The organism is Stenotrophomonas africana (assembly GCF_013004645.1).
GTDB lineage: Bacteria > Pseudomonadota > Gammaproteobacteria > Xanthomonadales > Xanthomonadaceae > Stenotrophomonas > Stenotrophomonas africana.
Genome location: NZ_JABEME010000009.1, coordinates 77,250 through 90,432 on the forward strand (window position 1 = coordinate 77,250; position 13,183 = coordinate 90,432).

A 13,183-nucleotide genomic window follows, 5' to 3' on the forward strand; every position below is an offset into this window, starting at 1 on the left:
TGTATCTGGAGAAACACGATGGAAGAAGATGTTCTGCTGAAGAAGCTGCGCTGGCGCTGCCGCCGCGGCATGCGCGAGCTGGACCAGCTGTTCGGCCGTTACCTGGACCGTGAATGGAGCACTGCGCCGACCGAAGAGCGCGAAGTTTTCCTGTTCCTGCTCGATTGCGAGGACGATAAGTTGTGGCGCTGGTTCATGGGCTATGAGGCCTGCCCGCATGCGCACGCGATCCCCCTCATGCAGAAGATCCTCGCCCTCAAGCCTTGAGTGGCGCCCCTCGCGGCTGCAGGCCGCCGCCCAGCTGGCGGTACTGCTGGCCGCACCCTGGCTGCTGCGCGCATCGGATCTGCCGCCACGGCTGCTGATGCCCGCCGTGTTGCTGGCCTGGGGCGTCGGGTTGGCAGAACTGGCCTGGCGCCAGCGCAGGCCGCGCGTGCAGGTGCTTCTGCCGGTACCGCCCGAGCCGCTGCAGGTGGCCGCAGAGGACGTCGATGCACCACAACTGGTCGTGCGTGGCCCATGGTTGTTGCTGCTCTGGCGTGAGGATCGGCGCCGCCGGCGCCTGCTGTTCTGGCCGGATGTGCTCGATTCCGGGCAGCGACGTGAACTGCGACTGGCCGTGGCCGCACGCAGCGTTTCCCGTCGGCCCCGGTCAATGGCACCATAAGCTGAATTGACTGGCGTGCCTGCATGTTCAAACCCATTCCCGTGGCGATCGGCCTGCGCTACCTGCGCGCCAAGCGCCGCAACGGCTTCATCTCCTTCATCTCGATGGCATCGATTCTGGGCATCGCGCTCGGCGTTACGGTGCTGATCACCACCCTGGCGGTGATGAGCGGTTTCCAGAAGGAAATCCGCAGCCGCCTGCTGCAGATGACCGCGCACACCACCATCAGCCGCGACGGCGAGCCGATGCCGGACTGGATGCGCGTGGTGGACGTCGCCCGCAAGGACCCGCGCGTGGCCGGTGCCGCACCCTACATCGAGATCCAGTCGATGATCAGCGGCCCGCGCGTGCAGGGGGCGATCATCCAGGGCATCGATCCGGCGCTGGAGCCGAAAGTCTCGGTGATCGACAAGAAGGTCACCAAGGGCAGCTATGACAGCCTCAAGCCGGGCAGCTTCAACCTGCTGCTGGGCAAGGAACTGGCGATCTGGCTGGGTGTTGACGTCGGCGACCAGGTACTGGTGACGTTTGCCGAAGTGCAAGGTACGCCCGCCGGCGCGGTGCCACGGATGAAACGCTTCACCGTCAGCGGCATCTTCGAGGCCGGCTACAACGAGGTCGATCGTGGCGTCGGCTTTGCCAACATGCAGGACCTGGAGCGCGTGCTGCGCAGCGATGGTGCCACCGGCGTGCGGCTGAAACTGCACGACATGGACCGCTCGCTGGAAGTGGGCGTGGACCTGGCGCAGAGCCTCGGCGGTGCTTACCGCGTGAGTGACTGGACCCAGCAGAACGCCAACCTCTACCACTCGCTGCGCATGGAGAAGGTGGTGATGGGCATCCTGCTGTCGCTGATCATCGCCATGGGTGCCTTCAACCTGGTGTCCTCGCAGGTGATGCTGGTGACCGACAAGCAGGCCGACATCGCTATCCTGCGCACCCTTGGCCTGACTCCTGGCGGGGTGATGCAGGTGTTCATGGTGCAGGGTTCGCTGATCGGTATCTTCGGCACGCTGGCCGGCCTGATCGGCGGCATCACCCTGACCCTCAACCTGGAGCGCATCCTCGGCGCCATCGAGAGCGTGTTCAACGTCAAGCTGCTGCCGGAGGATGTGTACTACATCACCGGCCTGCCGACCGACATGCAGACCGGCGACGTGGTGGCGATCACCGTGGTCGCGCTGCTGATGAGCTTCCTGGCCACCCTGTATCCCGCCTGGCGGGCAGCACGCACCCAGCCGGCGGAGGCCCTGCGTTATGAATAAGGTCTTCAACCGCGGCGATGAAGTGATCCGCGCCGAAGCACTGGGCAAGACCTACGCCGAAGGGCGCATGCAGACCCCGGTGTTCGATGGCCTGGACCTGACCGTCACCGCCGGCGAGACGGTGGCGATCATCGGTGCCTCCGGCGCCGGCAAGAGCACGCTGCTGCACCTGCTGGGTGGCCTGGACATTCCCACCGCCGGCGAGGTCTATGTGACCGGCCAGCGCATGTCGGCGCTGTCGGACACCGCGCGCGGCCTGCTGCGCAACCAGGCGCTGGGCTTCGTCTACCAGTTCCATCACCTGCTGCCGGAGTTCACCGCGCTGGAAAACGTGATGATGCCGGTACTGCTGGCTGGCACTGCGGTCGCAGAAGCGAGCAGCCGGGCCACCACGCTGCTGGAAGCGGTCGGCCTCGGCCATCGCCTGGACCACAAGCCGGGCGAGCTGTCCGGTGGTGAGCGCCAGCGTGCTGCGGTGGCGCGGGCACTGGTCAATCACCCGGCCTGCGTGCTGGGTGACGAGCCGACCGGCAACCTGGATGACCGCACGGCTGCAACGGTGTTCGAGTTGATGCTGGAACTGAATCGTGCGCGTCACACCAGTCTGGTGCTGGTCACCCACGACCGCAGCCTGGCGCGGCGCCTGGACCGGGTGCTGGAGCTGCGCGAAGGGCGCCTGCACGCGCTGGCGCACGCCGACGTCTGAGGCGCAGGGCCCGCTTTGGAAGAGGCCGGCCCTGGTCGGCTGCTCCTGCAGGGCAAGCGCCAACCGAGGTTGGCGACTACCGGAATCCGGGGCCTTGGGTCTGCTTTGGTAGAGGTCGACCTGGGTCGACCGCCGACCGGCGCCTGAATGGGGCTGCCGGTCGTCGCGCCGGCGTTGCCAGCCCAGGCGCATGATGGCGATAGTTCCCCGAGGAGATCGCCATGAAGACCCCGATCCTGATGGCCGGACTCTGCCTGGCCCTGGCCGCCTGCGCCACCACTGGCCGGCTCAGCAGCGCCGAGAAGCTCGACCTGTACCGCGCCCACGCCGGTGCGCCGCAGAACGACATGCAGTTCTTCGGCACCCTCAACGGCTGGACCGAGCTGGGCGACAGCGCGCTGGCGGTGTGGACGCGCCCGAGCGAGGCCTACCTGCTGGAGCTTAGAGGCCCCTGCCAGGACCTGCCGTATGCCACCGCCATCGGCCTGACCAGCCAGATGAACCGTGTTTCGGCGCGCTTCGACAAAGTGCTGGTGCGCGGCCCTACCGGCGGCCCGCGCATGCCGTGCTTCATCAACAGCATTCGCAAGCTGGACGTGAAGGCGCTGCGTGCCTCCGAACAGGAACTGCGCCAGGCGCAGGTGCAGGAGCGCGAGGAAAACACCGCGCCGGCGAAATGATCAAAAAAGGGGACGGAGGGGATTAAGTCGTTTGTGCCACAAACGACTTAATCCCCTCCGTCCCCTTTTTGTTGGCGGCCGGCACTACCTGTGTGTCAGGCTTCCGGGGTGAAGCCTGCCGGCTTTTCCGCGTCCTTCTCGAACAGGAACTTGACCAGTTCGCCTTCAAGGAACGCGCGATGTTCCGGCGTACGCGGCGACAGGCGGTTCTCGTTGATCAACATGGTCTGGTGCGCCAGCCACGCAGCCCAGGCCTGCTTGCCGATGTTGTTGAAGATGCGCTGGCCCAGCTCGCCGGGGTAGGGCACGAAGTCCAGGCCCTCGGCATCGCGTTGTTCGTACTGGCAGAAGACGGTTCGGGGCATGGCGCTCACTCGTGGTTGCGGGGTTTCTTGGAAGTTCGTTTTGGCGTCTTGATCGTCGCGCCGTCGAGCAGTTTGCGGATCGGCGCGGGCAGGCCCAGCGCGGGCAATTCAGCGTAGGCGACCCAGCGCAACGTGGGTTCTTCCACGCGCAGGCCGTTCACCTGGCGCGCCAGTACCTGCAGGTGCAGCCTGTAGTGGCTGAAGGTGTGCTGCAGTACTGGCAGCTCCTCGGCATCTTCCAGCGAGCCATCGACATGGGCATCGAACCAGTCCTGCAGCACGCTGCCGGCGTCGGCCTGCGGCAGTGTCCACAGCTGCGCCCAGATGCCGGTGTCCGGCCGCTTCTGCAGCAGCACGCGCTGCTGGGCGTCGCGCAGCAGCAGGGCCACTGCTTCGCGCTCGGGCAGGGTCCTGCTGGGCTTGGGCGTGGGTAGTTCAGCGGTGCGGCCTTCGCGGCGCGCCACGCACGCGTCCTGCAGCGGGCAGATCACGCAGGCGGGTCTGGCGCGGCTGCACACGGTCGCGCCCAGGTCCATCTGTGCCTGGGTGTAATCGGCCATGCGCCCGGCCGGCACCTGCGCCACGTGCGCCTCGGCGATCGCCCACAACTGCTTCTCGATGGCCGGCAGGCCCGGGAAGCCCTCGATGCCGTGGTAGCGGCTGAGCACGCGCTTGACGTTGCCGTCGAGGATCGCGAACGGGTCGTTCCAGGCTTGGCTGAGGATCGCGCCAGCGGTGCTGCGGCCGATGCCGGGCAGGGCATGCAATGCATCGAAATCGCGCGGCAGGTCGCCGTCGTGCAGTTCCACGCAGCGCTTTGCAGCGGCATGCAGATTGCGTGCACGGGCGTAGTAGCCGAGCCCGGCCCACTGCGCCATCACCGCGTCGTTGCTGGCGGCGGCGAGGTCGGGCAGGGTCGGGAAGTGCTGCAGGAACCGCTGGAAGTACGGGATGACCGTGGCCACCTGGGTCTGCTGCAGCATGATTTCCGACAACCAGACCCGATAGGGGCTGCGCGGATGCTGCCAGGGCAGGTCGTGGCGACCGTGGGCGTCGAACCAGTGCAGCAGGCGGGCGACGAAGTCGTCTTGCTGGGCAGTGCTGGCGCTGGCGTGCGGCTGGCGGGGCATCGGTGTTCCAGAGAGGCAGCCACCCGTAGTGTGGCTCTACCGGATCGCAGTAGAGCCACGCCTTGCGTGGCTGCGCGGTGTATCAGCCGCCCAGCGCTTCGGGCAGCAGGGCGTCGACGAAGGCTTCCGGGTCGAACACGCGCAGGTCTTCCGGGCGCTCGCCGATGCCGGCGAAACGGATCGGAATGCCGAACTCGCGGGCCAGTGCGAACACCACGCCACCCTTGGCGGTGCCGTCCAGCTTGGTCACCACCAAACCGGTCACGTTCACCGCGGCATTGAACTGGCGCAACTGCGACAGCGCGTTCTGGCCGGTGGTGCCGTCGATCACCATCAACACCTCGTGCGGTGCAGTAGCGTCGATCTTGCCGAGCACGCGGCGGATCTTGCCCAGCTCGTTCATCAGACCGGACTGGGTGTGCAGGCGGCCGGCGGTATCGGCGATCAGCACCGAGGTGCCACGGGCCTTGCCGGCCTGCAGCGCATCGAATGCCACCGAAGCGGCATCCGCGTTCTGCCCCTGCGCGACCACGGCCACGCCGTTGCGCTCGCCCCAGGCCTGCAACTGGGCCACGGCGGCGGCACGGAAGGTGTCACCGGCGGCCAGCATCAGGCTGTGGCCATCGTCCTTGAAGCGCTTGGCCAGCTTGCCGATGGTGGTGGTCTTGCCGACGCCGTTGACGCCGACGGTCAGCACCACGAAGGGCTTGGCGTTGCGGTCGATCACCAGCGGCTTGGCCACCGGCTGCAGGATTGCGATCAGCTCGGCGCGCAGCGCGGCCAGCAGTGCATTGGCGTCGGCGAACTCGCGCGACTTCATGCGCTTGCGCAGGCCCTCGACCAGGTCGGTGGTGGCACCTACGCCGACATCGGCGGTGATCAGTGCGGTTTCCAGCTCGTCCAGCAGGTCGTCGTCGAGCTTGGGGTTGCGCGAGAACAGGCCACCGAAGCTGCGCGCGATGACGCTGTTGCGCAGGCGCTCGCGCCAGCCGGGCTTGCCGGCAGGCGCCGGAACGGCGTCGACCGAGGCGGCGGCAGGCAGATCGTCGGTGACAGGTGTGGGGGTGGGCTCAGGCAGCGGTGCGGGTGCCGGTTCGATGGCCGGGGCCGCGACGGGGGCGACGTCGATCTGCGCCGTGGGTGCAGGAGCTGCCGGAACCGGTGCGACTGGAGCCGGAACCACCGGGGTCGGCTCGACAGCGTTCGGAACGATGGCTGCGGGGGGCGGCTCGACCGGTGCGGGCTCGGCCGGTACGGCTACCGGTGCCGGCTCCTTGTCCTCGACCGGCGCGGCCGACGGGAACGCCGCCGCCAGCTCTTCAGCCGAGTAGTGCTGGGTCTTGGGTGCCTCCGTTGCGGGGGCATCCTGGGGCTTCTTGCGGCGGAAAAAACTGAGCATTGGCAAAAGGCGCTGAAATCAGAGGGATATGCTACCACTCGGGCCTGTCGGGCCGATGTGGACTCAAGGTCGCGGCCCGCCGGCCGTTAACCGGTCCGGAGGGCTGCGCAGGGCGGCCCGGAGACCGCCATGAACAACGTGATGGGAATCGCCCTCAGCGGGATGCGTGTGGCCCAGCAGGGCGTGCAGGTGGCCGCGCACAACGTGGCCAACCTGGCGACTCCCGATGCCCAACGCCTGCAGCTGCAGCGTAGTGCGGTGGAGCAGGGCGGGGTGCAGGCTTCGGTGACGTCCATTGGCGCCGATACCCGCGCACCGCTGGGTGATCTGCTGGCGGCGAAAGCCGAGGTGGTGGCCTTCGCCGCCAATGCCACGGTGATCCGCCGCCAGGACCAGATGCTGGGCTCGCTGCTGGATCGCGAGGTCTGAGCAGCCCACTTCGGTAGGTGCCAACCGCCGCCCCAGGTGGGGGCCAACCTTGGTTGGCATGCTCGACCCGCCCTGGTAGGTGCCAACCTTGGTTGGCACTCATGGAGCAGTCGAGCATGGCTCGACTCTACAAAAGCGCGTCACCAAGGTTGGCCTCCATCCTGTCAATCAGGCCGACAGCTCCAGCAGCAGCTTGTTCAGGCGCGCCACATAGGCGCCCGGGTCCTTCAGGCTGTCACCGGCGGCCAGTGCGGCCTGGTCGAACAGCACCCGGCCCAGATCATCGAAACGCGCGCCATCGGCTTCGGCATCGAGCTTGGCGATCAGCGGGTGGCCCGGATTGATTTCCAGCACCGGCTTGCTGTCCGGCACCTTCTGCCCGCTGGCTTCCAGGATCTGGCGCATCTGCAGGCCCAGGTCCTGTTCGCCGATGGCCAGCACCGCCGGAGAATCGGTCAGGCGGTGCGACACGCGCACTTCGGCCACGTCATCGCCCAGCACCGTCTTCAGGCGCTCGACCAGGCCCTGCTTGTCCTTGGCGGCTGCTTCCTGTTCCTGCTTGTCGGCCTCGCTTTCCAGCGCGCCCAGGTCGAGGTCGCCACGAGCGATGTCGACGAAGCCCTTGCCGTCGAAATCGGTCAGGTAGCCCATGAGCCACTCGTCGATGCGGTCGGTCAGCAGCAGCACTTCCACGCCCTTCTTGCGGAACACTTCCAGGTGCGGGCTGTTGCGCACCTGGCTGTAGCTCTCGCCGGTCAGGTAGTAGATCTTGTCCTGGCCTTCGGCCATGCGGCCGAGGTAATCGGCCAGCGACACGGTCTGTGCATCGCCGTCGCCACGGGTGGAGGCGAAGCGCAGCAGGCCGGCCACCTTCTCGCGGTTGTTGTAGTCCTCGGCCGGACCTTCCTTCAGCACCTGGCCGAATTCCTTCCAGAACGTGGCGTACTGCTCCGGCTTGTCGGTGGCCAGCTTTTCCAGCATGTCCAGCGAGCGCTTGGTCAGCGCCGCCTTCATCGAATCGATGACCGGGCCGGACTGCAGGATCTCGCGCGAGACATTCAGCGACAGGTCGTTGGAATCGACCACGCCCTTGATGAAGCGCAGGTACAGCGGCAGGAACTGCTCGGCCTGGTCCATCACGAACACGCGCTGCACGTACAGTTTCAGGCCCTTGGGCGCGTCGCGGTGGTACAGGTCGAACGGCGCGCGGCCGGGCACGTAAAGCAGCGAGGTGTACTCCAGCTTGCCTTCGACCTTGTTGTGGCTCCACGCCAGCGGATCGCTGTGGTCGTGCGCCACGTGCTTGTAGAACTCGGTGTACTCGGCGTCGCTGATCTCGGTGCGCGGACGGGTCCACAGCGCGCTGGCGCGATTGACGGTTTCCCATTCGACCGCGGCGCCTTCTTCGCCACCTTCCTTCGGCATCTGGATCGGAAGGCCGATATGGTCCGAATACTTCTTGAGGATGCTGCGCAGGCGCCAGCCGTCGGCGAAATCATGCTCGCCGTCCTTCAGGTGCAGCACGATGCGGGTGCCGCGCTCGGCCTTGTCGACAGTGGCCACGTCGAAATCGCCTTCGCCGCGCGAGGTCCAGCGCACGCCTTCGCCTGCAGCCAGGCCGGCGCGGCGCGAGGTCACTTCCACTTCGTCGGCAACGATGAAGGCGCTGTAGAAGCCGACGCCGAACTGGCCGATCAGCTGCGAATCCTTCTTCTGGTCGCCGGACAGCTGGCGCAGGAAATCGCCGGTGCCGGACTTGGCGATCGTGCCGAGATGGGCAATGGCCTCGGCGCGGCTCATGCCGATGCCGTTGTCTTCGATGGTGATGGTGTGCGCGGCGGGGTCGAAGCTGACGCGCACGCGCAGCTCGCTGTCGCCTTCCAGCAGGGCCGGCTGGGTCAGGGCCTCGAAGCGCAGCTTGTCGGCGGCGTCGGCGGCATTGGAGACCAGCTCGCGCAGGAAGATTTCCTTGTTGGAGTACAGCGAGTGGATCATCAGCTGCAGCAGCTGCTTGACTTCGGTCTGGAAGCCAAGGGTTTCGGTCTGGATGGTGTCGGTCATCGATAGGGCTCCATGTGCAATGCCGCGCCAGCGCGTGCGGCCTCGCCAAGGGGTATGGCTGATTGTCCCGAAATCAAGGGGTTGTTCGGCAGGGCTTGCAGCCCTGCACCTGCAGAGGCCGAAGCAACAGCAACAGCAACAGCAACAGCGGGCGTTCCGTGGGATGGCGGGTCGGTGTGGGTTGGCAGGACACGCCGTGAACCCGTCCCTGGGGGCTCGATGGCGCCATCCATGGCGCCAACGGTCCTGCCAACCCACACCGCCCCGCCTCTGACAGGTTCACGCGGCTGTTGGTAGGTGTCGACCTTGGTCGACACCTCTGTCAGATATCGAAATAAAACTGGGGTCAGATCCGTTTTCCGCAGGAAAACGGATCTGACCCCAAGAGCCGTTCCGACAGATCGCAGGAAACTGTCGAAGGCGGGGTGGGTCCGGTTGAGGGGGCGTGAGCCGCATGGATGCGGCGACCGAGCTTACATGGACGTACTTGCAGCGTCCCCCTCGACCGGACCCACCCCGCCAACCCACGGATAGCCGGCTTTTGCCGTTGCTTCGGCCGTTGCCATGGCTTCGACGGGTGCCGGGCGCCGCCCGGCCGAACTACAATCCTGCTCATGCTGAATTTCTCGAATACCCCCCGCCGGGGGCGCCAATGAGCGGCCGTGGGGGCAATGACGGCCAGGTCCGCATCATCGGCGGTCGCTGGCGCAATACCCGTCTGCCGGTGCCGACCCTGCCGGGGCTGCGGCCCAGCAGCGATCGCGTGCGCGAGACCCTTTTCAACTGGTTGATGCCCAGGCTGGGCGGCGCGCGGGTGCTGGACCTGTTCGCCGGCAGCGGCGCGCTGGGCCTGGAAGCCGTCTCGCGCGGTGCCGCCCACGCCACCCTGGTCGAGCGCGATGCGCAGCTCGGGCGCAACCTGACCGCCGCCGTCGCCAAGCTGCAGGCCTCCGAGCAGGTCACCGTCGTGCAGGCCGATGCCCTGCGCTGGCTGCAAGGGGCGCAGGCGCAGCAGGTCGACCTGGTCTTCATCGACCCGCCGTTCGCCGATGGCCTGTGGCAGGACGTGCTGGCCCAGCTGCCGCGGCACCTGGCTGCCGATGCCTGGCTGTACCTGGAATCGCCGGCCGGCCACGTGCCGATGCTGCCGCCGGACTGGCTGCTGCACCGCGAGGGCGGCACCCGTGAGGTGCGCTTTGCCCTGTACCGCCGCGCCACTGCTACACTTTGACCTCATCTGAACATCTGCATCCGCCCATGACCGTGGCCAACCGCCGCATTGCCGTCTACCCCGGCACGTTCGACCCCATCACCAACGGTCATATCGACCTGGTAAGCCGGGCCGCACCACTGTTCGAAAAGGTCGTGGTCGGCGTGGCACAGAGCCCGTCGAAGGGACCGGCACTGCCGCTGGAGCAGCGCGTGCAGCTGGCACGTGGCGCACTGGGCCACCACGGCAACGTCGAAGTCATCGGCTTCGACACCCTGCTGGCCCATTTCGTACGTTCGGTCCAGGGCGGGGTGCTGCTGCGCGGCCTGCGCGCGGTGTCCGATTTCGAGTACGAGTTCCAGATGGCCAGCATGAACCGCCATCTGATTCCGGAGGTCGAGACCCTGTTCCTGACTCCGGCCGAGCAGCACAGCTTCATTTCGTCCTCGCTGGTCCGCGAGATCGCGCGCCTGGGCGGCGACGTGTCCGGTTTCGTGCCGGCCGCGGTGCTCGAAGCCCTGCGCAAGGTCCGCGAAGCGAAGGCTGCACAGTCGTAAGCCCTGCTGTACCCGCACCCCATTACGTACAACACCACGCACCATTCCGGGAGGAAACCCATGAACACCACCATGCGCGCGATGCTGATCGCTTCGTTGGCCCTGGCCTTCACCGCCTGCAAGAAGGAAGAGGCCGCTCCGGTCGACGAGGCCAAGCAGGCCCTGGTCGCTCCGTCCAAGGACGACGATGCAGGCTGGAAGAAGTACCTGCAGGAAGTGGCGATCCAGAACATGGGCAACATCACCAACAGTCCGTTCCTGTACTACCTCTCGCCGGAATCGGACCCGGACTTCCAGGCCAAGTACGAGCGCCAGACCGAGAGCGCGACCCAGGCCGTGGCCCGTGGCGTGCAGCCGGGCAACATGCTGGCCTTCGGTTCGTCGGCCTCGGGCAAGATGGCTGACATGATCCAGGCCGTCTTCAAGGACGTGTCGCCGGATTCGATGAAGGGCGTGCGCGTCGTCTTCATCGGCCAGTCGGCCGACAACGCCCGCGTACAGGCTGCGATCCAGCCGACCGGTGCCGAGTACATTTTCGTCGAAGCCAAGTAATACCGAGCCATGGCGGCCATGCTCCGGCATGGCCCGGGCGGCGTCCTGCAAGGGCGCCGCTGATGACCTGACCGGCCCGCGCGCCCGCGCTGGCCGGTCCTTTGTCCCAGGGCGCGGGCGAGGAGTATCGCCGTGTCGCTGAAAATCAACGAGCTCTGCGTCAACTGCGACGTATGCGAGCCGGCCTGCCCGAACCAGGCCATTGCGATGGGTGAAACCATCTACGTGATCGACCCTGCGCGCTGCACCGAATGCGTGGGTCATTTCGACGAGCCACAGTGCGTGGTCGTCTGCCCGGTCGAGTGCATCGACCCGGATCCGGAGATCGTGGAAACGGAAGACCAGCTGCTGGCCAAGCTGCGCAAGTTGCAGCACGATCACCCCGAACTCTACGCGGAGCCCCCATCCGAATGAAGACGCTGATCGTCCGCCCCCTGTTGCTGCTCGGCCTGCTGCTGAGCCCGATGGCCTGGGCAGACAGCCCGGCCCGTGCCGAGCGCCCCGACGGCGCAGCCATTGCCAGCGGCCACGCGCTGGCCACCCAGGCCGGCATCGACATCCTGGCGCAGGGCGGCAACGCCTTCGACGCCGCGGTGGCGGTGTCGTCCACGCTGGCGGTGGTCGAGCCGATCAGTTCCGGACTGGGCGGCGGCGGCTTCTTCCTGCTGCACGACGCGGCCACCGGCAAGGACGTGATGCTGGATGCTCGCGAGACCGCACCGGCCGCGGCAACTCCGCAGGCCTTCCTCGACAAGCAGGGCAACCTGGACCGTGATCGTTCGGTCAACGGCGCCTGGTCGGCCGGTATTCCCGGCTTGCCTGCAGCGCTGGTCGAGCTGTCGGCCAAGCACGGCAAGCTGCCGTTGTCGGCCTCGCTGCAGCCGGCGATCCGCATCGCGCGCGAAGGCTTCCCGGTGTACGACCGCATGGCCAAGGGCTATGCCTCGCGTCGCGAAGTGATGGAACGCTACCCCGGCACCCGTGAGGTCTACCTGCGCAACGGCAAGCCGATCGCCAGCGGCGACCTGTTCAAGCAGCCGGAACTGGCACAGACGCTGGAGCGACTGGCTGCGGGGGGCTTCGATGGTTTCTACAAGGGCCAGACCGGCAAGCTGCTGCTGGCCGGCGTGAAGCAGGCCGGCGGCCAGTGGACCGCTGAAGAGCTGGCCGGCTACCGCGTGAAGCAGCGCGAGCCGATCGTGTTCAACTACAACGGGTGGAAGATCACCACCGCGCCGCCGCCGTCGTCCGGCGGCATCGCGCTGGCCAGCATGCTGCAGATCCTGGAAGGCTGGGACATCAGGAAGATGGACCCGGCACATCGCACCCATCTGGTGGTGGAGTCGATGCGTCGCGCCTACCGCGACCGCACCTTCTTCCTCGGCGATCCGGACTTCGTGCAGATTCCGCAGAAGGTGCTGACCAGCAAGGATTACGCACAGGGCCTGCGCGCGACCATCCATCCGGAAAAGGCCACGCCCAGCGACCTGCTGTCGGGCAACCCGACGCCGCTGGAAGACGACGAGACCACGCACTTCTCGATCATCGACCGTGACGGCAACCGTGTCGGCGCCACCCAGACCGTCAATCTGCTTTACGGCTCGGGGCTGATTCCCAAGGGCACCGGCGTGCTGCTGAACAACGAGATGGACGACTTCGCACTGAAGCCGGGCACGCCCAATGCGTTCGGCGTGATGGGCTATGAAGCCAATGCGCCGAGGGCGGGCAAGCGCATGCTCAGCTCGATGACGCCGACCTTCATGGAGAACGCCGACAAGGTGGTGGTGCTGGGCACCCCCGGTGGCAGTCGCATCATCACCATGGTGCTGCTGGGCATCCTGGGCTACGACGACGGCCTGGACGCGCAGCAGGTTGCCGCGCTGCCGCGCTACCACCACCAGTGGCTGCCGGACCTGATCGAAGCCGAGGACGATGCGTTCGACGCGGCGACGGTGAAGCAGCTGCAGGCCATGGGTCACAAGATCGACCTGCCGGGCGACGTTGCCGCCGGTGGCCGCGGTTCCAGCCACGTGTGGGGCAACCTGCAGACCGTGGAATGGGACCGCAAGGCGAACAAGCTGTTCGGCGGCAGCGACCCGCGCAATCCGGTGGGCAGTGCCCAGGTCGTACCGGTACGCTGATCCGGTCGTGCCGGCCGTTGG

At 66.9% G+C, this 13,183-nt stretch carries 15 protein-coding genes; 11 read left to right on the plus strand and 4 right to left on the minus strand.

The annotated features are described in order from the left end of the window. Positions 1–18 precede the first annotated feature (18 nt). The 5 genes from HLA98_RS15800 to HLA98_RS15820 all read left to right on the plus strand — a co-directional run bounded on the left by HLA98_RS15800 (position 19) and on the right by HLA98_RS15820 (position 3,318). Positions 19–267, plus strand: a complete 249-nt coding sequence (locus tag HLA98_RS15800; RefSeq protein WP_004153155.1) for an FAD assembly factor SdhE — start codon at positions 19–21, stop codon at positions 265–267. Further along, entirely contained in the window at positions 218–667 is a 450-nt protein-coding gene (locus HLA98_RS15805; protein ID WP_057500722.1) for a hypothetical protein, read from the plus strand. Before HLA98_RS15800 ends, HLA98_RS15805 begins: the two co-directional genes overlap by 50 nt. A 23-nt stretch (positions 668–690) precedes the next feature. Further along, complete coding sequence (locus tag HLA98_RS15810; RefSeq protein WP_049447601.1) at positions 691–1,932, plus strand: lipoprotein-releasing ABC transporter permease subunit; 1,242 nt, start codon at positions 691–693, stop codon at positions 1,930–1,932. Continuing rightward, on the plus strand, positions 1,925–2,638 hold the full coding sequence (gene lolD / locus HLA98_RS15815; RefSeq protein ID WP_005409083.1) for a lipoprotein-releasing ABC transporter ATP-binding protein LolD: 714 nt from the start codon (positions 1,925–1,927) through the stop codon (positions 2,636–2,638). Before HLA98_RS15810 ends, lolD begins: the two co-directional genes overlap by 8 nt. A gap of 221 nt (positions 2,639–2,859) precedes the next feature. After that, positions 2,860–3,318, plus strand: coding sequence for a DUF6491 family protein (locus HLA98_RS15820; RefSeq protein WP_057500723.1), 459 nt, complete (start codon positions 2,860–2,862; stop codon positions 3,316–3,318). A gap of 95 nt (positions 3,319–3,413) precedes the next feature. On the opposite strand, the gene HLA98_RS15825 is transcribed toward HLA98_RS15820, so the two are convergent. The 3 genes from HLA98_RS15825 to ftsY all read right to left on the minus strand — a co-directional run bounded on the left by HLA98_RS15825 (position 3,414) and on the right by ftsY (position 6,212). Continuing rightward, positions 3,414–3,683, minus strand: coding sequence for an oxidative damage protection protein (locus HLA98_RS15825; protein WP_014036808.1), 270 nt, complete (start codon positions 3,681–3,683; stop codon positions 3,414–3,416). Between the two features lie 5 nt (positions 3,684–3,688). Continuing rightward, positions 3,689–4,813: an A/G-specific adenine glycosylase gene (gene mutY, locus HLA98_RS15830; protein ID WP_057500724.1), complete on the minus strand. Its 1,125-nt coding sequence runs from the start codon at positions 4,811–4,813 to the stop codon at positions 3,689–3,691. Between the two features lie 82 nt (positions 4,814–4,895). Continuing rightward, positions 4,896–6,212, minus strand: a complete 1,317-nt coding sequence (gene ftsY / locus HLA98_RS15835; protein WP_057500725.1) for a signal recognition particle-docking protein FtsY — start codon at positions 6,210–6,212, stop codon at positions 4,896–4,898. Positions 6,213–6,341: 129 nt separating this feature from the next. On the opposite strand from ftsY, the gene HLA98_RS15840 reads away from it, so the two are divergent. Next, the gene (locus tag HLA98_RS15840) at positions 6,342–6,641 is read left to right on the plus strand and encodes a hypothetical protein (RefSeq protein WP_057500726.1); all 300 of its coding nucleotides are present in this window, start codon (positions 6,342–6,344) and stop codon (positions 6,639–6,641) included. A 168-nt stretch (positions 6,642–6,809) separates the two neighbouring features. Here the strand turns inward: HLA98_RS15840 and htpG are convergent, their stop codons facing one another. Further along, complete coding sequence (gene htpG / locus HLA98_RS15845; RefSeq protein WP_057500727.1) at positions 6,810–8,702, minus strand: molecular chaperone HtpG; 1,893 nt, start codon at positions 8,700–8,702, stop codon at positions 6,810–6,812. 652 nt (positions 8,703–9,354) lie between these two features. On the opposite strand from htpG, the gene rsmD reads away from it, so the two are divergent. The 5 genes from rsmD (at position 9,355) to ggt (ending at position 13,162) form a co-directional block, all read left to right on the plus strand. Then, on the plus strand, positions 9,355–9,933 hold the full coding sequence (gene rsmD, locus HLA98_RS15850) for a 16S rRNA (guanine(966)-N(2))-methyltransferase RsmD (protein ID WP_057499345.1): 579 nt from the start codon (positions 9,355–9,357) through the stop codon (positions 9,931–9,933). 26 nt (positions 9,934–9,959) lie between these two features. Then, positions 9,960–10,469, plus strand: a complete 510-nt coding sequence (gene coaD, locus HLA98_RS15855) for a pantetheine-phosphate adenylyltransferase (RefSeq protein ID WP_005409091.1) — start codon at positions 9,960–9,962, stop codon at positions 10,467–10,469. Between the two features lie 60 nt (positions 10,470–10,529). Continuing rightward, positions 10,530–11,021: a hypothetical protein gene (locus HLA98_RS15860; RefSeq protein WP_004153167.1), complete on the plus strand. Its 492-nt coding sequence runs from the start codon at positions 10,530–10,532 to the stop codon at positions 11,019–11,021. Between the two features lie 132 nt (positions 11,022–11,153). Further along, on the plus strand, positions 11,154–11,435 hold the full coding sequence (locus HLA98_RS15865) for a YfhL family 4Fe-4S dicluster ferredoxin (protein WP_057499346.1): 282 nt from the start codon (positions 11,154–11,156) through the stop codon (positions 11,433–11,435). Then, a complete protein-coding gene (gene ggt / locus HLA98_RS15870; protein ID WP_057499347.1) occupies positions 11,432–13,162 on the plus strand; it encodes a gamma-glutamyltransferase in 1,731 nt (576 codons plus the stop codon). The genes HLA98_RS15865 and ggt overlap by 4 nt, the downstream gene beginning before the upstream one ends. Positions 13,163–13,183: the final 21 nt, after the last annotated feature.

Bases quoted from the DNA above. Each gene is read 5' to 3' on its own strand.
- HLA98_RS15800 (WP_004153155.1), top strand. From the start codon at position 19: ATGGAAGAAGATGTTCTGCTGAAGAAGCTGCGCTGGCGCTGCCGCCGC.
- HLA98_RS15805 (WP_057500722.1), top strand. From the start codon at position 218: ATGCGCACGCGATCCCCCTCATGCAGAAGATCCTCGCCCTCAAGCCTT.
- HLA98_RS15810 (WP_049447601.1), top strand. From the start codon at position 691: ATGTTCAAACCCATTCCCGTGGCGATCGGCCTGCGCTACCTGCGCGCC.
- lolD (WP_005409083.1), top strand. From the start codon at position 1,925: ATGAATAAGGTCTTCAACCGCGGCGATGAAGTGATCCGCGCCGAAGCA.
- HLA98_RS15820 (WP_057500723.1), top strand. From the start codon at position 2,860: ATGAAGACCCCGATCCTGATGGCCGGACTCTGCCTGGCCCTGGCCGCC.
- HLA98_RS15825 (WP_014036808.1), bottom strand. From the start codon at position 3,683: ATGCCCCGAACCGTCTTCTGCCAGTACGAACAACGCGATGCCGAGGGC.
- mutY (WP_057500724.1), bottom strand. From the start codon at position 4,813: ATGCCCCGCCAGCCGCACGCCAGCGCCAGCACTGCCCAGCAAGACGAC.
- ftsY (WP_057500725.1), bottom strand. From the start codon at position 6,212: ATGCTCAGTTTTTTCCGCCGCAAGAAGCCCCAGGATGCCCCCGCAACG.
- HLA98_RS15840 (WP_057500726.1), top strand. From the start codon at position 6,342: ATGAACAACGTGATGGGAATCGCCCTCAGCGGGATGCGTGTGGCCCAG.
- htpG (WP_057500727.1), bottom strand. From the start codon at position 8,702: ATGACCGACACCATCCAGACCGAAACCCTTGGCTTCCAGACCGAAGTC.
- rsmD (WP_057499345.1), top strand. From the start codon at position 9,355: ATGAGCGGCCGTGGGGGCAATGACGGCCAGGTCCGCATCATCGGCGGT.
- coaD (WP_005409091.1), top strand. From the start codon at position 9,960: ATGACCGTGGCCAACCGCCGCATTGCCGTCTACCCCGGCACGTTCGAC.
- HLA98_RS15860 (WP_004153167.1), top strand. From the start codon at position 10,530: ATGAACACCACCATGCGCGCGATGCTGATCGCTTCGTTGGCCCTGGCC.
- ggt (WP_057499347.1), top strand. From the start codon at position 11,432: ATGAAGACGCTGATCGTCCGCCCCCTGTTGCTGCTCGGCCTGCTGCTG.